We start from the raw sequence: 24,555 nt of genomic DNA, 5'->3' as shown, positions 1-24,555 counted from the left end.
AAACCGTATAAAGCTCCCGGCACTCTTCTCCCCCTACTTCTTTTTCCCGTACTTTTTAAGTAAATCCTCGGCTGCTTCCGTCATCAAGTCATGAGAAGACCTGGCCAGCTCGACCGAGAGGTATTTGAACTTCTCGAGAATATCGATGTGCAACCTGATTCTTGAATACTTCAGCTCTGCTCTCTTTTTTTGGCGCAGCTCTTTGAGATCCATAGCTCGACGGTACCCCGCTTCCGGCCCGAACAATTGATACGATACTCATGCTGCAGGGTGCTCCGCTCTATTGCAGGGCACCGCGGCAGCAGCTCTCCTGCCGTGTACTAATGAAGCGAACACTATGCCGGAGGGGCTTTGTTGTTGGAGGAAGATACTGAAAGCGACCGGAAGGATGCATCGGCTGCTTGAGGAAAGGCTGCCGTTGCCTCAAGGCGGTGGGCGAGAGCATTGCTGCCTGCCGCTATAGAGCTTGCAAGGTGGGACGATACTTTGCAGAGAGGACAATTTTGGCGGAGCTCTTCGTCTTTATGGCTGTCAAAGCAGACAGCGATGGTCCAGAAGAGCAAGAGGAGGGTACAGGCGAAGACGAATCGCCGGGTAAGAGGGGTAGAGAACATAGTACGATTTTATGGGGGATTTTCGGACTTGTCAACAGGGAAAGATGCTCGACCCCACAGGTTTTAGTGAGGATTATCAGCAGAAGGAGAATGCAGAGCGCTCTTCTTGAGCGTCTTCATCGCGAGCATCAGCGCTGTTAAGGATAGCCCGACGATAAGCAGAACCGCCTCGGCAACGGCGCTCTCGACGGTGTAGGCGGAAAAGAGAATGGACGCCCATATGAGCGCTATGGAGACGACCTTGGCTCTGAGCGGGATCCCGCGCTTCTGCTGGATATTCCTCAGGTACGGACCGAGGTGCTTGTTGCCCATCAGCCGGCTATGGAGCCTTTCCGACGCCCTCACATAGCAGGCGGAGGCCAACAGCAGGAAGGGTGTCGTCGGAACCAGGGGAAGGAATATGCCGATAACCGCCAGCACGACACAGATGCTTCCGACAATAGTGAGGGTGATTCTCGTGGCGCGACGTATCATACAATCTCCGCTACTTCTTTCTCCTGCCGAATTCCTCTCTCATCGACTCGGTGTCCCACCCCGCATCGTGGTGTTCTCCCCTGTCGTCGAGCTCCGAGAGGAGCAGCTGCTCCAGGTCCTCTATCCTCTGCCGGGCCTGGGAGATGTAGCTTTTTTTATCATGGCGCGAGGCGTCGCCGTAGAAGACCTTGAGGCCGAGCTTGCGCAGGAGATCGACGGCGGCGGCGAAATCGACCCTGTTATCCCGGAGGGCCGTTACCAGGGCGCGGTACTCTGCAGCATGGGCGGCGATTTCAGGCTCGGTCAGCACATGGGTCCCGTGGACGACAAAGGGCGGCAGGTACTCCATGCCGCAGATACGGGCGAGCTGGTTGACAGGGGCCAGGAACTCTCTGATGGTAAAGCGGTTGAAGCCCTCTTTTTTGAACAGCGACTCCCTGCCTCCCGTAGAAACGGCGCTCAGCAGCCTTTTTCCCTTGAGGGCCACTCCCTCTTTGCCGTAAGCCCACCGGTGCGCCAGGACGAGGTCCTGCCATTCCTTGAGCAGCGCGCAGCAACTGTTTATTCACGCGCGACTTCTGCAGCGCCGGGTGGGCGAAGAGTATCAGGACGCGGTTCTCGTGCTTTTGCATGGGGCCAACCCAATTGTATCATACGCGGAGGACAAAAAAGGGGCCGGGCCCGCTTTCGTATAATCACAACGGGACCCGGCCCAGGATGCCGTCTCGGGAGGCAGAGATGGCATGGCAACAAGAGAGAATGAGACTATGCCGGCGAGGACCTGCTCCCCGGCGTTTCATCTTCAGTTATGCCTGCAGCAGACAGGCCCTCTTCTCGAAGAAGCTGCACCCGGGGGAGCAGTTGATGCAGTGCTCCCTGATCTTCTGTTTCAGGCTGTCGCTGTTGAAGATGAGATGCTTCTTCAACGACTTCGAGATGTTAATTGCAATGCAAAGCATCTGGATATAGGCTTTGTCGAGCTTCGTCACTTTCTTGAAGCTGACGATCAGCCGTTCGGAGTTGTCCAGTGCTATCATGAGCGCGGACTTGAAATCGGTGACGTAGCTGGCGAGCAGCTCGCCGCTCAGGGTAAGAATGCCCGTCTTCTGAGACCGTTTGAAGCTGAGATTGATCATACTGTCCCTCCATTCTCATTTACGTCTCTCATGAACGTCGTGCAGTGATTCACCCGCATAGCATCCCGGATAAAGGACTGCTCGCAGCATTCTTCCTGTAATGCCGCAAAGCGTGCCTGGCCGGCGAGCTATGCAGTGAGACGAACCTTAGAGAGAGGGAGGGGAACGTCCGGAGCTTGCAGAAAGATAGCCGCTATCAGGCTCGGGGGCTTCTGCCGGGAAGAGAGCAGCGGCGGCATGCCCGGGAGGAACAACCGTACTGCCGAGGGCGCTGCTGCAGGAGTCGGTCGCTGTCTGCTTGACGATCGTGTTCGCCCGGACCAGCGCCTTCTTTTTCTTGACGAGAATGCGTGCCGGGGAGCTTTCATCCGACGGGCGGTCCGTCTCCGGGGCTGTATTCGAAAGGAGCAGCTCATGGAGAAAGAGGCTTATCTGCTGCGCATCCCTCGGTTCAGCAGCAGCAGGGTACGTCTCGTCTTCCGGAAAGGCATAGGAAAGAGGCGCGACCGCATAGAGCACGAAGTAGATGATGAATATCGATATGAGCGCGTTATGCTTTCCCTTCCGCATGGTTAAGTATACCATATCCCGAAGCACGATAAGACGGCGCATCCCTCCATTAAAGAAATTTAACGGCAGCAAACAGCAACAGCGTGATTGCCGCAGCCGGGACTTCCTTTGCAGTACTACGAGCGCGGCGCAAGCACCTCTCCCTGCAGCTGCCGTGTCCAGGCGACCAGGTTCTGGAGCAGCTGGCGGATCAGACCGGCTGCCGTCTGGTCGGTAAGCCTGCCCTCTGCGTCGAATTTTTCCTGCGCGAAAGGTACCATCACCTCGGGCTGGTTTACGGCATGCATATCGAGGAACACAAAGGACTGCCTGAGATGATACTGCGCCCGCGCAGTACCCAGCATGCCTATGGAGGCGCCCATCACGGCGACCGGCTTGCCGGGGAATGCGCTGTCTCCGTAAGGACGGGAAGCCCAATCGATGGCGTTCTTCAGCACGCCGGGCACCGAGTAGTTGTATTCAGGAGTGACGATCAGCAGCGCATCCGCTGCCCTGATCTTTTCCTTGAGCTCTCTTACCCGTGCAGGCGGGTCATACTCCAGGTCCTGGTTGTACGCGGGAATGCCCTCGAGGTCGAAGGTCTCGATCTCGGCCTCATCAGGCGCCAGTTCCACGGCCGCCCTCAGAAGCGCTTTGTTGAAGGACCCTTTCCTGAGACTTCCCGCGAAACCGAGAATCGTGATGGTATTCCGTGCCATACGGTACCTCCCTTTCTTCTTCATCGGTATGCTGTGGTATGCTGTGCGGCGCCCGGAACGCCGTGATACGCGCCTGGTTCCGCAACAGGAGGAGGGAGGAGCTGCCCTCCTCGCATAACACTATCACATATTGTGCTGACGATCAAGAAGAGGTGGCGGGCCGCAAAAAGAGGCTGACCGGATGGCGCGTTACTGCTCCGCTCTCGCCAGGAGCGCTTCGATCCGCTCGATCTCTTCCTTGAGCTTCATGAGGCTCTCCTGGTCCTTTCTCACCTGGCTGCCGCCGATATGGTCTGCCGTGAACATCAAATTGAAGCTGATCGTCTCCTCGAGATCTTCGGGGTCGTGGCGCAGCCGTTTCAGCGCCGCTTCGAGCTCGACCCTGCTCATGGTCGCATACTTCATACGGCCGTTCACTCCACGGCCCCGGTGAGCAGTTATGCTCCGGGGGTGTTCGTCAGAGGGGAACCCTGTTCGGGGCTGCCCCCCTTCCTTTTCCTCCGGCGCGGGCGCTTTTTCTTTTCGGAAGAGCCCCCGGCAGGCTTTTCTGCTGCTGCGGTAACAGGCGGCCGCCCTCTGTCGGGTTTTCTTTGCTCTCTCCTTCCCTGGTTCCGTTTCGGCCCTCCAGTCCCCCTCGGAGAACCCAGGTCCCGTTTTCGCGCGGGCCGTTTGTAGTCGGTGATGACGAGCTCGTCATCGAACGGAGCGACGGGAATCTTCTGCTTGATGTAGTCCTCGATGTCGGGAAGCGACAGCACGCAGTCCTCGCAGGCGAGGCTGATCGCCTTGCCCTCGGCCCCGGCCCGGCCGGTCCTGCCGATACGGTGTACATAATCATCCGCGTCCTGCGGCAGGTCGTAGTTGATTACGTGGGTAACCCCTTCTACATGGAGCCCCCGGCTGGCGACATCGGTGGCGATCAGGATCGGAATCTCGCCCTCCTTGAAGTGCGAGAGTACCTTGAACCTCTTCTTCTGGTCGATATCGCCCGTGATGGCCGCGGCAGGGAAGCCGTTGGCGTTCAGGAGATCCTTTATCCTCTCTGCCGTGACCTTCATGTTGCAGAAGATGATATACCGGCCGTCGGGCTCCCGCCTGAGCAGGCCGAGGAGCAGGCCGAACTTCTCGGACTTGCCCACATGGTAAATCTGCTGCTCGATCTGCTCCACCGTTATCTTGTCCGGCGTGACCGTGAAGCGTTCGGGGTTGTTCATATGCTCGTAGCAGAGCTCCATGACCCTGGTGGTCAGGGTGGCGGAGAAGAGCATCGATTGCCGCTGATCATAGGGAGACATGCGCCTGAGGATAAAGCGGAGATCGGCGATGAAACCCATGTCGAACATCCGGTCGGCCTCGTCGATGACGAGGAACTGCGTTTTCTTCAGACTGTAGACCTTCTGCTTCAGGTAATCGATGAGGCGGCCCGGCGTGCCGATGAGCACATCGACTCCCTTGGCGAGCTGTTCGCGCTGCTCACGGTAATCGATGCCGCCGAAGACCGGGAGAATCCTGAATCCCGCCGAGCCTCCCAGGAGCTTCGCCTCTGCATCGATCTGGGCGACGAGCTCGCGCGTCGGCGCGACGATGAGCGCCCGGGGCGAGGGCCCGGTGCCGGGTGACGGCAGGGAGAGCATGCGCGAGAATATGGCGATAAGGAACGCCGCGGTCTTGCCGGTGCCGGTCTGCGCCTGGGCAGCGATGTCCCTGCCGCGCAACATTTCGGGAAGGGTCAGCGCCTGAACAGGGGTACACTCGACAAATCCTGCGGCCCTTATCCCTTCGAGGATCGGTTCTGGAATATTCAATTCATCAAATCTCATATCCTTTACTATAACATGATTCGAGCTTTCTCTATAAAGAGGGATCCGAAGGTTCGGACAATGGGTTTCACCGATGGACAGGGCAGCAGATATGTGGAATAATGTAGCTAACTGCTCGAAGATCGTTCAGCGCAGCAGCGTTGGTCATTCTTGTAATAAACCTGTAACGGATTCCGCCTGTCGGGAGACTACCATGGAATACCCCGAAGTGCCTCCCGGATTTCAGGATATGCTCTCTTTCGGACTGATCGATGCCCTGCTGGGCCGCCGCTCGCGAAGGTTTTTCATGGGCGCCGAGATCCCGGACGGCGTCTTTGCGTACCGCTCCGGGCATGCTCCGCTCCCCCTTTCCGAGCTCGAAAAACTGCTCGTCGTAGCTGCGTGCGGCTGCAATACGTCGTGGCATCACCTCATCTTCCGCGCTGCACGCTATGCGCCGCATCTCTCCAACTATGCCGGCGCTGCGGGCGGACGTACCTTTCCCTCGGCAGCAGGCTTCCATACGAGCATGACTTTTTTCACCGATGACGAGGGCGTGTATCTTCTGGATGCCCGCGATGCCCCGGCCTTTGCCGAACGTGAGGCGGACGGCACTCTCGATCTCGGGGCGGCAGTGGGCGCCCTCAAGAGCCGGGTCAGGAAAATCCAGGACGGCAGGTTAAAAGTTCCGCCTGAAGTGCCGTACATCGAGCCGCACAACACCTGGGTAGTGAACCAGCCCGGAACGCTCCTCGTCATCCCTGTCGGCGACCTCGCGCAGCATGTGCTCCTCAATCTCTGCTACATGCTCCAGAACGGCCTTGTGGTGATGGACGATATCAACCGGCGCCCGATCCCCGGCATCGAGCGATTCAACACTATCGTGGAGGTGAACAACACCTGGCCGCTCACCTTCGTCGAACAGTGGTCGATGGCAGAACTGACGACGGAGCTGGCGATAAGCTGCTATGCCGGCGCGCTCATGCTGCAGGCGATGGGGCTCGGCGGGTGGATGTTCAACGGTGTCGACGCCTTCAGCGTGCTCGGGGCCAGCGGCAATCCCGATGTGCCCGGCCTCGGCTTCAGGTACGATAAGGACGAGCGCTGGCCCTATCCGAATCCCACGGGCCTGGAGGGCGTCATGGAAGGATACTGTCCTCCCCATTACGCGGACATGCGCGCGGCGGTCGAGGCGGTGGCGGAGCGGAAGTTCGGTCCCGGCGGCCCCTTCCACCCCGAGACCCCCGGTCCCTGGAAAGATTCCCGCAAGGTGCGCTCCGCCGCCCCGGTGCATAGCGAGGAGTTCAGGGAGTGCGTGGCGCTCCAGGCCCGGTACATCTTCGATACGTTCGGAAAGTTTCCGGGGACGGTGCCTTCGATCTTCCTCATAACGTATCTGCAGGCGCACCATCTCGACCTGGAGTTTTACGACACCTTCTTCAAGCCCGGAGCCTACCTCAAGACCCATGCCGCACACCGGGAGCGGTGGCATCCCCGCTGACTATTTTCCGCTCTTCGCGGTGTAGACGGTATCGTTTATGACATCGTAGGCAGAGAGAATGCCGGTCATGTAGGCGCCCGTATCGATGCAGATAATCTTGCCGTTATTGAATCTCGCCACCCTGCTCTTCGGCGTATGGCCCACCACGAGTATCTTTTCACCCTGGTACGAAAGGCTCCTGTCCCAGAGGAGATCTTCGAGAGAGGCGGTATGCAGCTCTTTGCCCGAGGGGATGCCGCCGTGGACGAAGAGGTGCGTATCGGTCTCGTAGGAGAGCTCCAGCGACTCGATAAAAGGGAGGAGAACGTCCCGCGCCTCGTCGATCGTACCGTAGCTGGAGATCGTGTCGTCGCCTGCATTCAGCCGCCAGAGGGCCCTCTCTCTGTCCTGTCCGGTCTCCGCGAGCGCATGCAAGGCGAGCTCTTCGTGGTTGCCCTTGAGCAGGACGACGCGGTCCGGATAGTTCTCGCGCAGGGCCGATACGTAGGCGACCACCTCCCTGCTCATCCGGCCGCGGTCGATGTAATCGCCGAGAAAGACCAGCATATCCCCGCCGGGATCGAAGGCGATGACATGGTCGACAAGAGCTTTGAGCAGATCGAAGCAGCCGTGGATATCACCGACGGCGATCTGGCGCCTGAGCATAGTCCCTCCTGCCTTTCATATTACCTTAAATAGGCGATGAGGAGAAACGTTTTGCAAAAAGCGCCTCCGGGGGCGTAGTATATCTGATTGCGCGGTGACTAGTCGCAGCGCATACGTTCGAATGAATGCCAGGGTGCTACGCGACCGTGAACACGCCGGAGGCCAGAGAATTCAACCTGAAAGCGCTCCTCGTCCTTTCCCTGGGGCACTTCGTCACCGATATATACCAGGGCGCGCTCCCTGCGATCCTGCCCTTCCTGAAGGAGCGGCTCGCGCTCTCGTACTCGACGGCAGGGCTGCTTCTGCTCGCCTCGAATGTCACCTCGTCGGTCATTCAACCCCTCTTCGGCCTCCTGTCCGACCGCAAGGGAAGACCCTTTCTGCTCCCTCTCGGCGTTCTCGTTGCGGGAGGCGGCTTCTCGCTGGTAGCGCTGCCGACGAACGTGGCGCTTATCATGCTCCTCGTCATCCTCAGCGGACTCGGCGTTGCCGCCTACCATCCGGAAGGATTCAAGACCGCCTCCTACTTCACCGGAACGAGGGCTGCTACGGGCATGGCTGTTTTTTCGGTGGGAGGCTATTTCGGCTTCGCCATAGCGCCGATGATCGCGCTCTCCATCGTGACCCGCCTCGGCTTTTCGTGGCTGCCCCTGATGATGATCTTTTCGCTGCTCTTCCTGGCAGCCCTCGCCGTGCTCCGGAGCTCCATAGCGGTGCCGGAAGCGGTGCGGGAGCACGCTGCCGCGGCAGTAAGGACATCGCGCAGGAGGATCCCGGTCTCGTTGGTGGTCCTCATAGGGACCGTGATCATCCGGTCCTGGGCCCACGCCGGCATCATGACGTATATCCCTTTCTATTACATCGATTACCTCAAGGGCGACCCTCTGTATGCAGGACAGCTCGTCTCGGTATTTCTCCTGGGCGGCGTGGCCGGCACGATCATCGGCTCTCCGCTCGCCGACCGGTGGGGCCACAAGCGGTATCTCGTCCTCTCGATGATCCTGAGCACTCTCATGTTCCCCTTCATTTTCATGGTAAAGGGAAGCCTCCTGGTGCTCGCGCTCGGGCTCTTCGGCATGGTGCTCATCTCGACCTTCTCGGTCACCGTGGTTATGGCCCAGCGGCTTCTCCCCGGCAATCTCGGCGTCGCCTCGGGCCTTATGGTCGGCTTCGCCATCGGCACCGGCGGCGTCGGGGTGACCATCCTCGGCATCATCGCCGACCATTTCGGCGTCCCCTTCGCCCTGAAGTCGATCATGGTCCTGCCCCTGGCAGGGCTTGCCCTCAGCCTCTTCATTAAGTATCCTTCCGGACGCTGACCCGCTCAGTAGCTGCAATGACCTACCGGCTCTTTTCCATCCACCGTACAGGGAAGACGAGCCGGAAGGTCGTTCCTTTCCCTGCTGCGCTTTCCACTTCCACCTCTCCCAGGTGCTCGACCACGATCTGCTTTACCAGCGGCAGGCCCATGCCGAAGCGGTAGGTCCTGGTGGTGAAGAAGGGATCGAAGATATTGTCGACGATATCCCGGGGGATGCCGGCGCCGGTAATGGCATAAGAGAGGGGCGGGTCGATCGGTTTACAACACCGGCGCCGGTGAGTATAGTAGAGGATACTGAACCTATGAAACACGCTCCTCTTTCCTCCCGGCTCGGGTATCTCTCTGTCGTCCTCGCCGCGATGCTCTGGGCGGCATCGGGCTCGGCAGCGAAATTCCTCTTTCAGAACGGGATATCCCCTTTTGAGCTCGTACAGCTCAGGACCACGATTGCCGCCTCCGTCTTGGTCGCCTGGGGGCTGCTCGGAAGACGTCCGCTCCTCCGGCCCCTGCTCGGCAGCGGAGGCCATGACCGCATCTATTTTCTCGCCCTCGGCGCGGCCCTTGCCGTAGCGCAGTTCACCTATCTTTTTGCGATCAGCAGGATACAGGTGGCAGCGGCGATTCTTCTGCAGTATCAGGCGCCGGTGCTGATCGCCTTGTACTCCGTGCTTTTTACGCGCGCGAAGATCACCGTGATCACCGCCGGTGCGCTCATCGGTGCGGTGCTGGGCTGCGCGCTCATGGCGGGGGTCTGGAATTTCGATCTGGTGGGCATGAACAGGGCGGGGATCATGTCAGGACTGGCTTCGGCTGCCGCCTTCGCTCTTTACTCTCTCAGGAGCGAGTACGGTATGCGTACCTATGCGCCCTGGCCGGTCGTTACCTCTGCGCTGCTCGTCGCAGCCGTCATCTGGAACATCGCCTATCCGCCCTTCTCGGCCTTCTCGGCCATCGCTGCGGGTATCCACCGGCACGACGGCATGGTATGGATAGCCGTTGGGTTTGTCGGCATCTTCGGCACGGTCCTTCCCTTCGGGCTGTATAACGAGGGGATCAAGCGGATACACGCCACGCACGCGAGCATCACCGCGACACTCGAGCCGGTGATGGCCGGGATTATCGCTTACTTCCTCCTCGGCGAGCTCATGGAGGGGGTGCAGGCGGCGGGCGCCCTTATCGTCATAGCCTCGATCGTTCTTCTTCAGCTCGGACAGCAGCGGGCATAGGCATCGTCGCATGTCTTGTTCAGCCGCGCTTGTCGTCCTTTTCCTTCCTCTCCGCCTTACCCTCGTCGTTCTGCTTTTTCAACTCCTTGCCGCAGTAGAAGCAATGGTTGAACTGCACCGGTGAGAGTGCGGCCCCGGCTCTCCTGAATTCGATACGTTCCAGGTTGATGTTTCTCAGGAGCCTGCAGCACCAGTCCTCTTTTCCGTCTTTTTCCCGGGTGACTCCCTCCCGCACCGGGGAGCCGCAATGGCAGCAGAAGTTGATATCGAATTTGATACGCACCACGTCCTCAAACTCGAATTTGAAATGCTCCTCCATCGCGCTCTCCTTGAGGAGCGTGCAGCACCAGTTGTCTTTTTTGTAGTTCTTGAGCTCCGCCCACCAGGCAATGGTGGCCTTATCGACTGCTTTTTTGTTCCTCATGATTGAACATCCTGTTGTGAAGCAAAACCTCCGGCAGGCTTGCGGTTGAGGATTGATACGGCTTACAACCAACTGCTCTGCTTGCGCAGCAGGTATAGTATATACGAAAGCGATAAAGTTTTCTCCTCCTCCGGGAGGAGCATGGCAGAGAGACTTTATCTCGCCGCACCGAAGGGACTATAATGCGAAGAGGGGCAGCCGGCAGCGCCCGGGTAGCAGCGCCGCTGCAGAACGGCGCTCTCTCGGGGCGGCACGTGCAATTACGGAAGGGAGGGCGGTGCGGGCATGGACGAGCTTTCGAAAGAGTACGTCATATCATTTTTCGATAAAAACCTCATGCTTCATGGCGACCGGCCCGAGGCGGTGCGGTGGTCGTCCGCAGGACAGGTCATGCACTACCGGGCGATGCTCGATATCGGCGATATCAACGGCAAGCGGGTCCTCGACTACGGCTGCGGCAAGGGCGATTTCTATCAGTTCCTCAAAGAGCAGGGGCTCCAGGTGGAGTACGCGGGCTTCGATATCAACGAGAAGCTGATCGCCCTCGCCGAGGAGAAGTATCCGGACGCGGATTTCAGGGTCTTCGATATCGAGAAGGAGGAGCTCGCCGAGGAGTTCGACTACATCATTCTCTGCGGCGTTTTCAACCTGGAGGTCCAGGGGCTCGACGAGACGATCAGGAATACGCTGCTGAAGCTCTTTCCGCACTGCCGGACCGGCCTCGCCTTCAATGCACTCTCCTCGCACAACCCGCACCGGGATTTCGAGCTGCACTACACCTCGCCGGGAGAGATGCTCTCCTTTGCACTTAGCAATCTCTCTCCCCATGTTTCCCTGAGGCACGACAGGATGGCCTATGATTTCACGCTCTTCGCGTACAGGGAGCGCAATCAGTTTCCCGGGTGAGGTCCCGCTGCCTTGTGCGGAGCAGGGCTGGCGGCACGGGGAACCGCGATGATCACCCCGGTGCTATGATAACCCTGTTCCTCCCGCTGCGCTTGGCTTCATACAGCGCTTTGTCGGCAGCGTCGCCGATGGTTTCGGCGTCTTCGAATTCCGGGTAGACCGCCACACCGGCGCTGAAGGTTACGGAAAACTCCTTGTCCTGGTGCCTGAACTTGATCTGTGAGAAGATGGTGCGAAGCTCGTCGAGCATCTTCTTTGCGTAATGGGCGTTGGTCTCGTTGAGCACGACGGCGAACTCCTCGCCCCCGTACCGTCCGATGATGTCGGTCTTCCGGAGCCGCTGCTGCAAGAGCCGCGACAGACCGGTGATGACCCTGTCGCCCGTCGGGTGGCCGTACGTATCGTTGACCGTCTTGAACCGGTCTATGTCGATCATGGCGAACGCCATGTGCGCGCCCAGCCTCCGCGCACGGGTTACGGCGATATCGAGCTGGAGCTTTGTCCTCGTGTGGTTCAGCAGCCCGGTCAGGCTGTCCCTCTCCATGAATGATCGTATGGTCCTCATACGCTCGGCCCTTATGGCAACGGAGGAGATGAGATGGTCCGGCTTTATCGGTTTTGTCAGGAACTCGTCTCCCCCCATCCGCATGGCTGACAGCTGCTTATCGATATTGGTTTCACCCGAAAGGAATACAATGGGGATACTGAAGTACGCCCCCATCTGCCGGATGGTCTTGGCGAGCTCCATCCCGTCGCATTCAGGCATATACATATCCATAAGGATCAGATCCGGCCCGAACTCGAAGAGCCGTTCGAACACCTGCAGGGGCTCGTTGACGATTTCGGTGGCCATGCCCGCTTCCTGGAGGATAAGCGCGTGATAGGCGGCGAGCTCAGGCTCGTCATCGACGATCAGGATTTTATACGGCTCGGACACCCTGCTCGTGGTGAGCGAATCGAGTTTGTCCATCAGGTCGGTGATATTCACCGGTTTTACGAAATAGGCGTCGGAGCCCGCTTTTACGGCCTGAAGCCTGGCAGTAATGTCGTCTCGTTCCGAAATGAATATGGCGGGAATCCCGTTGCCCAGCCTGTTCCGTATAGTGATGACCGTTGCAGGCTCCGACCGGACCCCCTCGGGCAGCTCGAAGTCGAGCACCACGGCGGAAGGGCTCTTTTCCCCTATCGCATCGCTGAGCTCGTCGAACCGGCTGAACACCGCGACATCGTAGCCGAACTGGTGTATCTGCTCCGAGAGCTCTTTGAGCAGCGAGGGGTCGCCCTCTGCTATGAATACCAGTCGCCTCTCCGCCCGCTCGGCGATCTCCTGGCGTATCTGGTCCGAGACGATGGCAGCGGCCTCTTCCAGATGTCTCTGGTTCATGAGCTCGACTGCGCTCTTCAGCCGATCAATGATGCCGAGGATGTCGGGGAGGAGCCCCTCGGCAAGCTGTGTCCCGGTCTCGACAAACGGCTTCAGGAGCTTGTCCAGGGACAGGGCTGCGGCGCTTACTTCCCCGAAGCCGAACGAGGCGCTCGACCCTTTGATACTATGCGCCAGGCGGTGCAGGTTTTTCGCTATTTCCCTGTCTCCGGGGTCTTTCTTCAGTCCCCCGCAGCAGGCGTCCATCTCTTCGATTCTCTCGGGCAGCTGCCTGAGGTAGCTTTCCCGGAGGAGCTTCATTTTTTCTTTTATGTCGCGCCTCGGCTCCGCCATGGGTCAGCTCACCAGCCCCTTTCTCCTGAGGACCGCATCGACCGAAGCGGTGATGGCATCCTGGATGTTTTCATCCTTGACGATGCACTCATCCGCGCCGCTCTTTGCAGAGGCGGCATCATCGGTGCCGGTCAGGAGGATAATAGGGATGTCCGGATCGATACTCCTGACCTCCCGTATCAGCGCACGACCGTCCATCTCCGGCATGTTCATGTCCGATATGATGACATGGAAGCCGGACCCTGCCTTGTACTTTTCCAGCGCCTCACGGCCGTTCTCCGCCGTCTCGACCGTGTAGTCGCTCGACTCGAGAATAAACCCTACCATATCCCTTACGAAGGGATCGTCATCCGCCATAAGAATTCTTATTGCATCGGGCCGCATCTCATTCCTCCTTTATCCGAGCAGATTTTGAACGGTTTCGAGCAGGTTCGTCTGGTCGAAAGAGCCCTTGACGATGTAGGCATCAGCCCCCACCCGCACCCCTCTCTTCTTGTCCTCCTCCTTTTCCAGCGACGTAACGATGACAATAGGGGTGTGCCGGTACGCCTCTTCCTTTCTCAGGAGCTCCGTCAGCGAAAAACCGTCGAGCCGCGGCATCTCGACATCGGTGATGACCGCATCGAAGGGGTGTCCCTTTGCCTTCTCGAGGGCGTCCAGCCCGTCCTCGGCCAGGGTGACCCGGTACCCGTAAGACTCGAGGATGCTCCGTTCGATCTCGCGCGTATTGACCGAGTCGTCGACCACCAGGATGGTAACCTCGCGCTGCCCGGCGCTGTCCTGCACCGCGCCGCTCTTCGGCCCCCGCGCCTCTTTTGCGGCGGCGAAGATCGCGGGTATATGCAGGATATTGATGATGTCGTTCCTTCCCGAGATGGTGACGCCGGAGACCAGCTTGGTGGTTCTCATGTGGGAGGGCAGCGATTTGATCACCATGTCCTCCTCGTCGATGAGCGCGTCGACGAGGAGCCCCAGGTGCTCGGAGCCGGCCTGGATGACGATAATGAGCGGCTCCTTTCCCGCAGCAGGAGGCGGGGCGTCTGCCTGCGTTGGAAGCCTGAGCAGCGAGGCCAGGTCTGCTACGGGGATGAACTCGTTGCGAAGTCTGACGGCGGTCCTGTCCACTATGCTCATGAACTCCTCCCGCGGGATGCGGATGATTTCCCTGACATAGTGGGTCGCCACGGCGACGGTCGTTCCCGCTGCCGTCACCAGGAGTATGGGCATGATCGCAAGACTGAGCGGGAGCCTGATCGAGAAGGTCGTACCGGCGCCGGCCGATGTCCTGACGGCTATGGAGCCCTTGAGGTCCTCGACGATATTCCTCTTGACCACATCCATGCCGACCCCGCGACCCGAGACATCGGTGACGATCGAGCTCGTGCTGAACCCCGGCTGAAAAACCAGGTCTATAAGCGACGCCTCATCCATGGCGTTCAGCTCCTCATCGGTGAACAGCTTCTTCTTGAGCGCTTTTTCCTTTATCTTGTCGAGGGGAATGCCGCTTCCGTCGTCGCCGATCTCGATGATCACGCTGCCTGCATCGTAGCAGGCCGAGACCTTTACAACACCACGCGCCGGCTTTCCCGTCCTGACCCGGTCCTCCGGCCTCTCTATCCCGTGGTCAACGGCATTGCGGAGCATATGCACGAGAGGGTCCCCGATCTTCTCCATCATCTTCTTGTCGAGCTCGATGTCTCCCCCCTCTATCACCAGGTCCGCTTCCTTTGCCAGCGAGCGCGCGATATCGCGGACCATGCGCTGGAACGAGTCGAACACCATCGAAAGGGGGACCATGCGCATGATCAGTGCTCTTTCCTGGAGCTCTCCGATAAGGAGATTCTGGACGTTGTTGTCGTCCCTCATCGTGACGGCGAGCTGCCGTATCTGCATGTGGAGGGCCTGCGCTGAATCCGCGACCGTATCGGGGACGGCACTGCTGTCCAGGTATCTCAGCTTCCTGATGAGCTCCAGGTGCGACTTGGCGCTCCGCTCGGCCTCCCTGATGTCCTGCATGCGCTGCTTCAGCCTGTTCTGGTTCGAGACCATCTCGCCCATGAGCTTTATGAGGTCGTCCAGCTTTTCGGCGTTGATGCGGACCGTTTCGGAGGTCCTGGCGCGCGCTTCTCCCGGAGCAGGCGGTTGCCCGGCACTGCCCGGCATGACGGCGGCCGCGCCACGGGTCTCCTCTGCCTCGGCTCCCGGCGCTGCTCCGGGAGCGGGAGGGGATGGCTGCCCTTCTCCGGCTGCTGCGCTGCCGCCCTCGGCCACCCTTGCGAGCGCCTCGCAGAGGCCGCTGCTCTCGGCAGCGATCTCCTGTCCGGCGGATATCTTTTCCACCATGTCCGCAATGGCGTCTACTCCCATGAAGAGCAGGTCGGCGAGCTCTCTGGAGTGGGCGATCCTCTTGTCCCTCAGCGCGCCGAGCGCATCCTCGAGCTTGTGGGCCGTGTCGGTAATGGCTGCAAGCTTCAGCATCCTGGATGAGCCCTTTATCGTGTGCGCGGAACGGAATATCGCGTTGAGCACCTCCGCATCGTCCGGGCTCCTTTCGAGCGCTATCAGCCCGTCGTTAAGCCTGCCGATATGCTCGCGGGCCTCATCGACGAAGCGGGCGATGAACCTCTTCATGTCAAATGCCATGGACGCGCCCCCTCATCTCAGCCTTTTCCGCAGTTCCGCAAGGTTGTGTTTGCAGGAGTGCATAATCTGCCCTACCGGAAACGAGAGTGGAAAGAACGTGAGGCCGTGGTCTTCGATAGCGCCCTTGCCCAGCAGCCTGACAACGATCTCGTATTCGCGATATGCCCGCTCTGTTTCCCCCTGCTGGCGATAGATGTCGGCGATATAAAAATGGGCGAGCCAGCACGAGGACTGGATGTACAGTGCCTCTTTGAACCGTTTCAGGGCCTCTTCCTCGCTGCCGCGAATCTTGGCGATCATTCCCAGGAGGAGGAATGCTTCGAGGCACCACTGGTCCAGCGCGATGCAGGTCAGGCATATCTCCTCGGCCGTGTCGAGCTCTTTGAGGTTGATCAGCACGCTCGCCTTCAACGCGTACGCCTTGATGAACGACGGCTCCTGCGCAATGAGGGTATCGATGCAGTTCACGGCGTCGCGGTAGCTTTTCGCCCTGGCGAGCGCCAGGGCCTCATCAAAGAGGAGCCGGGGGTCCCTCCTCTCGGGAGCCAGCGCTGCTTCAGAAGGTCTTGCGGCAGGCGGTCCGGGCCGGTATCCCGTTTGAGAGCGCATCGCCGGCGCGGCGGAGAGGCTCGCGGTCGCTTCGGCGCCTGATCCCGGCCTGCGGTCCGGTCCCTTCCGCCGATCGCCGATATCCACATAAACCCGCTTCTGGTAGAGAAAGAGGCTGTCAATCTCGATCAGGGACATGACCCCTATATTGTGGGACAAGGTCTCTGTCGAGCTGACGATGAGGTACCCGTTGTCATTCAGCAGATCAGCCAGCTTCGAAAAGATCTCCTTCTGGACCTTCGGTTCGAAGTATATGGAGACGTTGCGGTAGAAGATCACATCGAGATTTTTCAGCGAATCCGGATATGCCGGGCTCAGGAGGTTCAGCAGCAGGAACTCGACCTGACCGCACACCGCGCTCTTCAGTCTGAAGAGGCCCGGACCCGCCGGGTCGAAATATTTGCGTTTGAGGCCCTCGGGAAACTGCCTGAACGAGTGGCTGTTGTAGCACGCGAGCTTCGCCGTTCTTATGGTGCCGCTGTCGATATCGGCCCCGGTCACGGAGAAGAGCTTTTTCGTGCTTCCGCCGTATGCTTCCATGAGCTCTATAACGATCGAGTACGGCTCCTCACCGGTTGAGCATCCGGCGCTCAGTATCCTGATCCTCTCCCCCGGCGTCCTTGATGCGAGCAGGCCGGGGACAAGCCGCGTGGTGAGCAGCCGGAGATGTTCCGGCTCCCTGTAGAAATAGGTCTCGTTTACGGTGACCCGCTCGACGAGACTGCTGAACTCGTCCTCGTCGAACGAGAGGCAATCGAGATAGTCCGCGGGAGAGGTCAAGCCCCGTGCCGACATCCTCGCCAGGACCGCGCTCTCCAGCGTAGCCGCCCTCGCGCCGTCAAACGTGAGCCCGCAGCGGTTCTTTATGACGCTTTTAAAGTCCGAAAAATCCATGTGCAGCCAGTCCCTCGCTCTCCGTTATACAGCCGGGGCTCCTGCCCGGCGATGATCCCCGGCATCGCCTCAGGCGCTGGCGAGCCTGATCAGCTCGGGCCCTATGCGCTCGAGGGCGAGCACCCTGTCGGCGCCGCCGCTGTCGATAGCGACCTTGTTCATGCCGAACACCACCGAGGTCTCTTCATCCTGGGCGATGGTTACTCCCCCGGCCTCTTTTATCTTCTTCATCCCCATCGCCCCGTCGCTTCCCATGCCGGTCAATATGATGCCGATGCCTCTGCCGCCGTACTCACGCGCCACGGAGGACAGAAGAATGTCACATGAAGGATGGTAGATGTCGTCCGGACGGCGCTCGACAAAGGATATCCTGCCGCCGGCAACCTCCATGTGGCTCTCCGAAGGAGCGAGATAGATGCGCCCGGGGGACAGCGGCTCCCCCTGCTCCGCCACCTTCAGGCGCAGCTTCAGGCTCTTGCCGAGCCAGTCTGCAAGGCCTTTGACGAACCCGTCGGGGATATGCTGTGCTATGACGACGGGACAGGGAAACGTCTCCGGAAGACGGGACAGGATGCCCGAAAGCGCGTGCGGGCCTCCTGTCGAGGACGCGATGGCGATAATCTTGTTGGAGTGCGCAGGCACCGCCTGCGGACTGACCGGCGCGACGGCATGCTCCCGGAGGATATGCCTCCTCATATGGGTGATCACCTTGATCTGTGAGACGAGCTTCACCTTGCGGGTGAACTCGTGGGCGCAATCGAGGCTTACCTCAGGCTTGGGGACGAGGTCCAGCGCTCCTTTCGAGACCGCGGTGTACGCCGTATGGGCGTCGCTGCGGGACGTTACGACGAGGATGGGGACTGCGTTCTCCGCCATGATATGCTCGATGGCCTCGATCCCGGTCATGACCGGCATCTCGATGTCCATGGTTATGATATCAGGCTTCAGGTCGCGCGTCTTCTCGACAGCCTCCTTGCCGTCCCGCGCCTCTCCGACGACCCGGAGCTGCTTATCCATGGAGAGGATCGAGATGATCAGCTCTCTGGCAAGGGCGCTGTCGTCGGCTATGAGTACCCGAATAGGTTCCATGCGAATTTCTTTCACTCCCTTCCGTGATTACCGGGTTCCCGGTGTTGCTGAAGCTTGAACTTCTCGACCGCTTCCTTCAGGTTATTGGACAGGACCGCCATCTCTTTTGTAATGAAGCTGATCTGGTTGACGGAGTCGGTACTCTGGTTTGACCCTGTCACGATTTCCCGGAGGGCGCCGAGGACCTGGCTGCTGGCGGTCTTCTGCTGCTGGGTCGAGAGGGATATCTGTTTCGCTGCATCGGTCGTCTGGTTGGCGGCCTCGACAATTTCTAAAAGGAGCTCCGTCGTGTGGCTTGAATACTCGATGCCGCCCCTGATCCCCTTGGTGCCTTTTTCCGAAGTGATGATGAGCCGGTTGATCGCCTCCTGTATCTCGCTGATCTTGGACTCGATCTCCCCTGTGGACTCCATAACGCTGTCGGCGAGCCTCCGTATCTCCACGGCGACGACGGCGAACCGTTTGCCTGCCTCTCCTGCGCTGGAGGCCTCCAGCGCGGCATTGAAGGCGATGAGCTTTGTCTGGTCCGCAATGGTATTGATGATCTCCATGATCTTGGTGATTTCCTTCGACTTCTTTCCGAGATCGTGGATCTCCTGGATGCTCTTTTCATTATCGTCGCTGATTTCGGTCATCTTCGTGATGACCGCTTCAACGGACTTTGCGCCGGTCTTGAGATCGTCGCAGGTCTTGTTGGCAATCTCGACCACGGACTTCGAGTGCTCGGCGATCTGCGACGAGGAGGCCGAGAGCTCTTCCATCGTGGAGGTGATCTCGGTTACCGCGGCGGACTGCTGGGTCAGTACGGCGGCCTGCTGCTGCACCGCCCCGGAGATCTCGTTTGCGTGTGAATTGATGTCGAGGGCGGAGTTCGAGACCTTTTTCATGGCGGAGAGCAGGTTCTCCATATACGAGTTGAACAGGTTGGCGATCTCGCCGAACTCGTTCTTCTCTTTTACCGGGATCCTGACCGTAAGGTCGTTCTGCGCGCTTCTGAGCGTCGTGACGAAGGTGTTCACCGGCTCGGTCAGGAAGCGGTCCGCATAACGCCTCATGACCCGGAAGATGATCGCGACGGCTATCAAGGAGATGACAACGGTTCTGGCGATGAGGGATGCTATGTCCTTATATATCTGTGCGCGTTCTTTGGCGACTGCCTGTTCAATATCGCCTACCCCCGCATCGGCGACCGCCACCCACTTCCACTTCCCGAGTGCCTTCGCATAGACGACTTTGGGGTGCGTGCTGCCGTCCGCCTCTCTGGCGGCGGAGACGAGAAATCCTTCACCGTTGCTTCCGGTGATCTTCGGGATCTCCCGGAGGTAATCGATGCCGGCGGCATCGCTCAGGTCTCTGATATTCATTCGCATCAGGCGGTGATCCGTGTGATACACGATGGTGTTGGCGCCGTCGTATATCCAGAACGAGTCGTTTGCGCCCTGCTTCAGCTTGCTCACGGTCTCGATGGCCTGCTGGTGCGGCAGGCGCTCTATAGACCGCGCGACGAGAGTGGTGATGCTCCTGACCCGCTCTTTCCGCTCGGCGAGGAGCATGTGGCGGTAATTCTGCACGCGCTTTTCGCTATCGAGGTAGATTCCCGAGATGGAGAGCGCTCCCAGAAGGAGGTATACGATGGACAGCGGCAGGATCATGAAGAACAGCCATAACCGCCTCAGCGATGTGTCGAGTTTCAACCAATTCCTTAAAGGTGCCTTCATAGTACCGCCTCCTGACGTATGGTGGGAATGTTCTGCCCGGACCCTCCACGGCGCGTAAGGGCTTTATCCAGCTTGTCGAGATCCACGAGAAGCACGATCCCGTCCTTTCTCACGGTAGCTCCCCAAATCCCCGTGGCGGCGCTGCACGCCGCGAGCGTCTCCGGGAGGGGATGGACGGCGTCGATTCCTGTCGCGAGGATGTCCTCGGGCGCCTCGATCACTACGGCGCGCGGCGGGTCGCCCTTGGTCAGGAGCGCTCTCGGCTCGCGGTAGGTAACAGGCCTTCCGCCGAACGGCATCATCCGATGGAGCGGCGCCGGCTCCATACCCCTCTCTTCAGCCTGCTCGAGGGTAATGATTCCGGCGACCTGCTCGGTATCCACTCCGATGGCGACCCCGCCCAGCGTAAAGAGCAACAGCTCCAATTTATCCATCTGTGCCTCGTGCGCTCCTTGCCGCGCGCGTCCCCCGGTTCGGACGGCTCATGCGCCTCTCCCCGCGGGAGCGGGGGAGCCGAGCCTGCCGAACAGTCTTCCGACATCGAGGACCGTCACGTTTCTTCCCCGGTACATCAGCTCTCCGACGATATAGTCCTTGATCGCCGCAGGTAATGTCGCTATCGGAGGCTTGATGGAGCTCGCGGGAATGTCGATCACGTCCTCGACAGAGTCCACGATGATGCCGGATCGTACGGCGCCGCTGTCGGCGATCACGATGCGGTTGCTCACCGAGGGATCCGAGTCCGGGAGCCCGAGGAGCCTGTTCATGTTGATCACCGATTCGATGTCTCCCCTGACATTGATCACGCCGGGGATGAAGTCGGGCGAGCCGGGGACATAATATACCGGCACGAGCGGCAGTATCTCTTTTACTTCGGGGCCCTTGAAGGCGTATAACTCGCTCAGGAGAGAGAAAATCACCGCCTTGAGGGTTTCCTCTTCTACCTCGATGACCTTTTCTCTTGTCTTGCGCCGTTTCAGCTCATCGAGGATAAGCTCACTCTTGCTTTTCTGCAGCTCCATGCGGATTTCCATCCTCACTAATGATGCGTCCTGCGGCCGTCTTTCACCTCATGGTGCGTCAAAAGGCCAGCCCAGGAACAGAACGGTGCAGACACTACCGTCCCCGCGCATCAGGAAATAATATGACCCGGTTTATCTCTTTTCGGAAGATTTCCAGGAAAGTTTAGCCGGTTACGGCAACTCCTCCAGGGACAGGCGGCCTGCAAGAACGGTCGATGTCAACCGAGGACGGTCATCCCGCGCCCGTTGACAAGCCGAAGCTGTAGGCATTTCCCTCCAGGCGCAAGGAGGAGAATGTATGTCGCGGCAGGCACTGTCGATACTATTCCATTGTTTTCTGAGGGGCTTATGGTGGCATCAACTTTGCTTCGGCGGGGGGGCGATAATAGGGAGGAATGGTAAGCCATGAAAAAGTTAGGGATCATTGCAGGGACGCTCGCGCTCTTTTTATTAACCGCGATGCTCTTCGGTTATGCAGCATCGGGGGCCGAGCCCCCGCATCGGACATGCTTGCCAATGGGGGTGGTCGCCAGCCCCTGCGTGGCAGGTGTGCAAGAGCCGCTTCCGGATTAAATTCTCTTAATAGTATCTTCCCGAGGAGGGGAAAGAGGCCCTGCTCCCCGTTTTTCCTGTTAGCAAGTTCTTTTTGTATGGTTTCTCATACAGGGGAAAATGAACGAATTGCCGGATTCTCCTGCACGATAGTTTATAAGTTGCTGATTTTATAAACTTTGATTTCTGGCATCGTACTTGCCTTTTTGAAGGAGCGCTTTTGGTGATTCCGATCACCCGGAATACGGGCTCCCCGGAAGTCCCGGACTTCCGGGATGGGGAGGCGTAGCAGAGCTGCGGTGAGGACTCTTTTACCACGACAACGCAGCTCGGGAAGCCTGCAGCCCATCGCAGTAGAACCACTTTGCAAACACGACCTGAAATTCAGTGCATCGCAGAGGGGGCATGAGCTCCTGGATATCATGTCGGGAACGACTATCTGAAAAAGGGGGGAGAAAAGGGTAACGAGCGCTGTGCCGGGCAGGCTGTTCCGGCATGGCCGGGAGGAAGCAGGTGCTTCGTATCGAACGACTGCTCAACAGGGAGCACACAGAATTCTTATTGCGGAGGAACGTATGAAAAGACTTACGTGGCTTTTGATTTTCATGTTCGTTATTGCAGGGGCCGGCATCGCGCATGCCAAGTCGTCGTATATGACGACCTTTAACACCACCTATGGAATATCGAATACGGTTTTGAACACCTGTTCGGTCTGCCACACGGCAGCGCCGGCGCTCAACCCGTATGGCACGGCGTTCAAAAACAGCGGCCATGTCTACAGCACCATCGAGCCGCTCGACTCCGACGGCGACGGCTTCACCACCATCGTCGAGATCAATGCCCGGACCTTCCCGGGCGATCCGGCAAGCAAGCCTGCCTCGACGGGTGGCGGCGGGGCGGCACCGCACTCCTCGCTGTCTTATACGGGATCTGCCATGTGCCTGGCCTGCCACCAGGCAGAGGCGAACGAGGTGCATGCGTCCGCCCACTACCAGTGGCAGGGGGCCGCGCCGTATATGGTCAACGGCGCACCGATCCAGGGAAAGCTCCACACGGCGCTGAACAGCTACTGTGTGAACATCCTGGGCAATTTCGGCGGCTGCGGCAGCTGCCATGTCGGCCTCGGCGCATTGCCCTCGGCCACGGTTTCCCAGGCGCAGCTCGAGAATATCGATTGTCTCATCTGCCACCAGAAGGAGTACAAGAGAATCAAGGATGCGGCGAGCGGCAAATATGTCCCGGATACCGCCAAAATGACCATTACCATGGACCAGGCGGTCCAGACCGTGCACAAGCCCAACCGCGGTACCTGTCTGCAGTGCCATGCGAGGGCGGGCGGCGGGGACAACAACAAGCGCGGCGATATCGCGCTGGCTCACACGAATACCACTGACAGGAACTTCGATGTCCATATGGCGACGACCGGGGCGAATCTTACCTGCCAGGCCTGCCACACTACCCAGCAGCACAAGATAGCGGGCAGGGGCGCCGATCTCAGGGAGACCGACCTCGATGTGAAGATGAGCTGCTCCACCGCGACCTGCCATCCGACGAAGCTCTCTTCGACGGGGCATGTGACGGCTGACGTGAACAAGCATGTGAAAAAGGTGGCCTGCCAGACCTGCCATATCAGGACGTATGCGCGGGATGCGGCCGATACAGCGACGAATGAGTCGACAGAGACGGTCAGGGACTGGAAGACGCCCGAGTGGAGCACTGCGCTCAATCGGTGGGAGCCTACGATCCACCGCGCCAACACTATCAAACCCGAGTATCGGTTCTGGAACGGGACGAGCTGGGGCTACAGCCTCAACGAAGTCGCCTCGATCGACCCTGCTACGGGAAGGTACCCGACCGCGAGGCCCATGGGCGGCATCAATGACGCCGCCAGCAAGCTCTACCCGTTTAAATACAAATATTCCATCAGGCCCTATGCACCGGGCATCGCAAAGCTGATCGCGCTGGATACAAAAGTGTACTTCTCGACCGGCAATGCGGACGCAGCAGTGAAGCAGGGACTGGTGAATATGGGACACAGCAGTGCCGAGCCCTACACATGGGTAGAGGATGACACCTTCCAGCTTATTACCCATGAGGTGATGCCCAAGGAGCAGGCCCTGACCTGCAGCAACTGCCACGGCTCTACTGCTACCCAGATGAACCTGAAGCAGATGGGGTATGTGCTGAAGGGCGCTGCTTCATCGGTCTGCTCGCAGTGCCACTCGTACAAGGACCCTGCGAGGACGAGCTTCACCTCGCTGCACAAGAAGCATGTTACCGACAAGAAGTATGACTGCTCGAAGTGCCATAGCTTCACCAGAAGCGGCAGCACGACCACGCCTCCGCCGACCACAACCAATTACACCGTCTCCGTCTCGAAGAACGGGACGGGAAGCGGTACGGTGACGAGCAGTCCCTCCGGCATCTCCTGCGGCACGGACTGCGGACAGGCGTATGCCCAGGGGACCATCGTTACCCTCAAGGCTGCTGCTGCGGCGGGCTCGACCTTCAAAGGCTGGAGCGGCGGAGGGTGCTCGGGAACGGGCGACTGCATCTTTACCGTGAGCGCCAACGCGACCGTGACCGCTTCGTTCGATACGGCGAGCACGCAGAGCGGCCAGAACATTGCGGTCAAGTCGACTGCGGTTGATTACGGCACGGTGGCGCTGAACACCACGAAAGAGAAGAAGATAGAGGTGAAGAACACCGGGACCGCCCCGCTTACAGTGACCAGGGTCGCGATCTCCGGCACGAACGCCTCCCTTTTCAGCCTGGGGAGCAGCTCCACCTTTACGGTGCAGCCGGGTTCCGATTACGACCTCAAGGTGAGGTTCAAACCTGCCACGACGGGCAGGAAGACGGCCACGGTCACCGTTTATTCCAATGACCCCGATACGCCGGCGCTTACGATCGCCGTTCGTGGAGAGGGCGTGACCTCGCGGTAACAGCCCCTTCACCGCAGTTCCTCCAGACCCGCCTCCGAAAGGGGGCGGGTCT

Annotated in this window: 24 protein-coding genes; 5 read left to right on the top strand and 19 right to left on the bottom strand. The window is 59.3% G+C overall.

What is annotated here, in order from left to right; translation table 11 throughout:
• Positions 1-33: 33 nt before the first annotated feature.
• The 8 genes from AB1805_14390 to AB1805_14355 all read right to left on the bottom strand — a co-directional run bounded on the left by AB1805_14390 (position 34) and on the right by AB1805_14355 (position 5,312).
• Positions 34-213 (bottom strand): hypothetical protein, encoded by a 180-nt coding sequence (locus AB1805_14390; GenBank protein MEW5746617.1) that lies wholly within the window; start codon positions 211-213, stop codon positions 34-36.
• Between the two features lie 464 nt (positions 214-677).
• Complete coding sequence (locus tag AB1805_14385) at positions 678-1,088, bottom strand: YbaN family protein (protein ID MEW5746616.1); 411 nt, start codon at positions 1,086-1,088, stop codon at positions 678-680.
• A 10-nt stretch (positions 1,089-1,098) separates the two neighbouring features.
• Complete coding sequence (locus AB1805_14380) at positions 1,099-1,608, bottom strand: NAD(P)H-dependent oxidoreductase (protein ID MEW5746615.1); 510 nt, start codon at positions 1,606-1,608, stop codon at positions 1,099-1,101.
• A 286-nt stretch (positions 1,609-1,894) separates the two neighbouring features.
• Positions 1,895-2,224 (bottom strand): STAS domain-containing protein, encoded by a 330-nt coding sequence (locus tag AB1805_14375; GenBank protein MEW5746614.1) that lies wholly within the window; start codon positions 2,222-2,224, stop codon positions 1,895-1,897.
• Positions 2,225-2,371: 147 nt separating this feature from the next.
• The gene (locus tag AB1805_14370; GenBank protein ID MEW5746613.1) at positions 2,372-2,794 is read right to left on the bottom strand and encodes a hypothetical protein; all 423 of its coding nucleotides are present in this window, start codon (positions 2,792-2,794) and stop codon (positions 2,372-2,374) included.
• 116 nt (positions 2,795-2,910) lie between these two features.
• Positions 2,911-3,492, bottom strand: a complete 582-nt coding sequence (locus tag AB1805_14365; protein ID MEW5746612.1) for an NAD(P)H-dependent oxidoreductase — start codon at positions 3,490-3,492, stop codon at positions 2,911-2,913.
• Between the two features lie 189 nt (positions 3,493-3,681).
• Entirely contained in the window at positions 3,682-3,897 is a 216-nt protein-coding gene (locus AB1805_14360; GenBank protein MEW5746611.1) for a hypothetical protein, read from the bottom strand.
• A 32-nt stretch (positions 3,898-3,929) separates the two neighbouring features.
• Complete coding sequence (locus tag AB1805_14355; GenBank protein MEW5746610.1) at positions 3,930-5,312, bottom strand: DEAD/DEAH box helicase; 1,383 nt, start codon at positions 5,310-5,312, stop codon at positions 3,930-3,932.
• Between the two features lie 193 nt (positions 5,313-5,505).
• On the opposite strand from AB1805_14355, the gene AB1805_14350 reads away from it, so the two are divergent.
• Complete coding sequence (locus tag AB1805_14350; protein ID MEW5746609.1) at positions 5,506-6,792, top strand: hypothetical protein; 1,287 nt, start codon at positions 5,506-5,508, stop codon at positions 6,790-6,792.
• Here the strand turns inward: AB1805_14350 and AB1805_14345 are convergent, their stop codons facing one another.
• Positions 6,793-7,437 carry a metallophosphoesterase family protein gene (locus AB1805_14345; GenBank protein ID MEW5746608.1) on the bottom strand — a complete coding sequence of 215 codons (645 nt, stop codon included), beginning with the start codon at positions 7,435-7,437 and terminating at the stop codon, positions 6,793-6,795.
• A 146-nt stretch (positions 7,438-7,583) separates the two neighbouring features.
• Between AB1805_14345 and AB1805_14340 the strand changes: the two genes are divergently transcribed.
• The gene (locus tag AB1805_14340) at positions 7,584-8,756 is read left to right on the top strand and encodes an MFS transporter (protein MEW5746607.1); all 1,173 of its coding nucleotides are present in this window, start codon (positions 7,584-7,586) and stop codon (positions 8,754-8,756) included.
• A 22-nt stretch (positions 8,757-8,778) separates the two neighbouring features.
• Here the strand turns inward: AB1805_14340 and AB1805_14335 are convergent, their stop codons facing one another.
• Positions 8,779-9,069: an ATP-binding protein gene (locus tag AB1805_14335; protein MEW5746606.1), complete on the bottom strand. Its 291-nt coding sequence runs from the start codon at positions 9,067-9,069 to the stop codon at positions 8,779-8,781.
• Here AB1805_14335 and AB1805_14330 point away from each other — a divergent pair.
• Positions 9,061-9,984 (top strand): EamA family transporter, encoded by a 924-nt coding sequence (locus AB1805_14330; protein ID MEW5746605.1) that lies wholly within the window; start codon positions 9,061-9,063, stop codon positions 9,982-9,984. The genes AB1805_14335 and AB1805_14330 overlap by 9 nt on opposite strands.
• Positions 9,985-10,003: 19 nt before the next feature.
• Here AB1805_14330 and AB1805_14325 read toward each other — a convergent pair whose 3' ends face one another.
• Entirely contained in the window at positions 10,004-10,408 is a 405-nt protein-coding gene (locus AB1805_14325) for a hypothetical protein (protein MEW5746604.1), read from the bottom strand.
• A gap of 285 nt (positions 10,409-10,693) precedes the next feature.
• Here AB1805_14325 and AB1805_14320 point away from each other — a divergent pair, with 285 nt between their 5' ends.
• Entirely contained in the window at positions 10,694-11,314 is a 621-nt protein-coding gene (locus tag AB1805_14320; protein MEW5746603.1) for a class I SAM-dependent methyltransferase, read from the top strand.
• A 52-nt stretch (positions 11,315-11,366) separates the two neighbouring features.
• On the opposite strand, the gene AB1805_14315 is transcribed toward AB1805_14320, so the two are convergent.
• From AB1805_14315 to AB1805_14280, 8 genes are all read right to left on the bottom strand, one after another.
• Positions 11,367-13,031 carry a diguanylate cyclase gene (locus AB1805_14315; protein MEW5746602.1) on the bottom strand — a complete coding sequence of 555 codons (1,665 nt, stop codon included), beginning with the start codon at positions 13,029-13,031 and terminating at the stop codon, positions 11,367-11,369.
• 3 nt (positions 13,032-13,034) lie between these two features.
• Complete coding sequence (locus AB1805_14310) at positions 13,035-13,415, bottom strand: response regulator (protein MEW5746601.1); 381 nt, start codon at positions 13,413-13,415, stop codon at positions 13,035-13,037.
• Positions 13,416-13,427: 12 nt separating this feature from the next.
• A complete protein-coding gene (locus AB1805_14305; protein MEW5746600.1) occupies positions 13,428-15,674 on the bottom strand; it encodes a hybrid sensor histidine kinase/response regulator in 2,247 nt (748 codons plus the stop codon).
• Positions 15,675-15,686: 12 nt separating this feature from the next.
• Positions 15,687-17,177 carry a CheR family methyltransferase gene (locus AB1805_14300; GenBank protein ID MEW5746599.1) on the bottom strand — a complete coding sequence of 497 codons (1,491 nt, stop codon included), beginning with the start codon at positions 17,175-17,177 and terminating at the stop codon, positions 15,687-15,689.
• 69 nt (positions 17,178-17,246) lie between these two features.
• Positions 17,247-18,266, bottom strand: coding sequence for a chemotaxis-specific protein-glutamate methyltransferase CheB (gene cheB, locus AB1805_14295; GenBank protein ID MEW5746598.1), 1,020 nt, complete (start codon positions 18,264-18,266; stop codon positions 17,247-17,249).
• Positions 18,267-18,277: 11 nt separating this feature from the next.
• A complete protein-coding gene (locus AB1805_14290; GenBank protein MEW5746597.1) occupies positions 18,278-19,984 on the bottom strand; it encodes a methyl-accepting chemotaxis protein in 1,707 nt (568 codons plus the stop codon).
• Positions 19,981-20,418: a hypothetical protein gene (locus tag AB1805_14285; protein ID MEW5746596.1), complete on the bottom strand. Its 438-nt coding sequence runs from the start codon at positions 20,416-20,418 to the stop codon at positions 19,981-19,983. Before AB1805_14285 ends, AB1805_14290 begins: the two co-directional genes overlap by 4 nt.
• A gap of 48 nt (positions 20,419-20,466) precedes the next feature.
• Positions 20,467-21,006 carry a chemotaxis protein CheW gene (locus tag AB1805_14280; GenBank protein MEW5746595.1) on the bottom strand — a complete coding sequence of 180 codons (540 nt, stop codon included), beginning with the start codon at positions 21,004-21,006 and terminating at the stop codon, positions 20,467-20,469.
• 1,127 nt (positions 21,007-22,133) lie between these two features.
• Here AB1805_14280 and AB1805_14275 point away from each other — a divergent pair.
• On the top strand, positions 22,134-24,503 hold the full coding sequence (locus AB1805_14275) for a choice-of-anchor D domain-containing protein (GenBank protein MEW5746594.1): 2,370 nt from the start codon (positions 22,134-22,136) through the stop codon (positions 24,501-24,503).
• The last annotated feature ends 52 nt before the right edge of the window (positions 24,504-24,555 follow it).

This window comes from Nitrospirota bacterium, from assembly GCA_040752355.1.
In the GTDB taxonomy this organism is placed as follows: Bacteria; Nitrospirota; Thermodesulfovibrionia; order Thermodesulfovibrionales; family Dissulfurispiraceae; genus JBFMCP01.
This window is presented reverse-complemented; position numbering and strand designations above follow the sequence as displayed.

Excerpts from the sequence above, each read along its gene's own strand:
- AB1805_14330 (MEW5746605.1), top strand. The coding sequence starts at position 9,061 with ATGAAACACGCTCCTCTTTCCTCCCGGCTCGGGTATCTCTCTGTCGTC.
- AB1805_14280 (MEW5746595.1), bottom strand. The coding sequence starts at position 21,006 with ATGGAGCTGCAGAAAAGCAAGAGTGAGCTTATCCTCGATGAGCTGAAA.
- AB1805_14370 (MEW5746613.1), bottom strand. The coding sequence starts at position 2,794 with ATGCGGAAGGGAAAGCATAACGCGCTCATATCGATATTCATCATCTAC.
- cheB (MEW5746598.1), bottom strand. The coding sequence starts at position 18,266 with ATGGAACCTATTCGGGTACTCATAGCCGACGACAGCGCCCTTGCCAGA.
- AB1805_14365 (MEW5746612.1), bottom strand. The coding sequence starts at position 3,492 with ATGGCACGGAATACCATCACGATTCTCGGTTTCGCGGGAAGTCTCAGG.
- AB1805_14285 (MEW5746596.1), bottom strand. The coding sequence starts at position 20,418 with ATGGATAAATTGGAGCTGTTGCTCTTTACGCTGGGCGGGGTCGCCATC.
- AB1805_14275 (MEW5746594.1), top strand. The coding sequence starts at position 22,134 with ATGAAAAGACTTACGTGGCTTTTGATTTTCATGTTCGTTATTGCAGGG.
- AB1805_14320 (MEW5746603.1), top strand. The coding sequence starts at position 10,694 with ATGGACGAGCTTTCGAAAGAGTACGTCATATCATTTTTCGATAAAAAC.
- AB1805_14325 (MEW5746604.1), bottom strand. The coding sequence starts at position 10,408 with ATGAGGAACAAAAAAGCAGTCGATAAGGCCACCATTGCCTGGTGGGCG.
- AB1805_14390 (MEW5746617.1), bottom strand. The coding sequence starts at position 213 with ATGGATCTCAAAGAGCTGCGCCAAAAAAAGAGAGCAGAGCTGAAGTAT.
- AB1805_14305 (MEW5746600.1), bottom strand. The coding sequence starts at position 15,674 with ATGGCATTTGACATGAAGAGGTTCATCGCCCGCTTCGTCGATGAGGCC.
- AB1805_14355 (MEW5746610.1), bottom strand. The coding sequence starts at position 5,312 with ATGAGATTTGATGAATTGAATATTCCAGAACCGATCCTCGAAGGGATA.
- AB1805_14345 (MEW5746608.1), bottom strand. The coding sequence starts at position 7,437 with ATGCTCAGGCGCCAGATCGCCGTCGGTGATATCCACGGCTGCTTCGAT.
- AB1805_14385 (MEW5746616.1), bottom strand. The coding sequence starts at position 1,088 with ATGATACGTCGCGCCACGAGAATCACCCTCACTATTGTCGGAAGCATC.
- AB1805_14310 (MEW5746601.1), bottom strand. The coding sequence starts at position 13,415 with ATGCGGCCCGATGCAATAAGAATTCTTATGGCGGATGACGATCCCTTC.
- AB1805_14300 (MEW5746599.1), bottom strand. The coding sequence starts at position 17,177 with ATGGATTTTTCGGACTTTAAAAGCGTCATAAAGAACCGCTGCGGGCTC.
- AB1805_14360 (MEW5746611.1), bottom strand. The coding sequence starts at position 3,897 with ATGAAGTATGCGACCATGAGCAGGGTCGAGCTCGAAGCGGCGCTGAAA.
- AB1805_14375 (MEW5746614.1), bottom strand. The coding sequence starts at position 2,224 with ATGATCAATCTCAGCTTCAAACGGTCTCAGAAGACGGGCATTCTTACC.
- AB1805_14290 (MEW5746597.1), bottom strand. The coding sequence starts at position 19,984 with ATGAAGGCACCTTTAAGGAATTGGTTGAAACTCGACACATCGCTGAGG.
- AB1805_14315 (MEW5746602.1), bottom strand. The coding sequence starts at position 13,031 with ATGGCGGAGCCGAGGCGCGACATAAAAGAAAAAATGAAGCTCCTCCGG.
- AB1805_14350 (MEW5746609.1), top strand. The coding sequence starts at position 5,506 with ATGGAATACCCCGAAGTGCCTCCCGGATTTCAGGATATGCTCTCTTTC.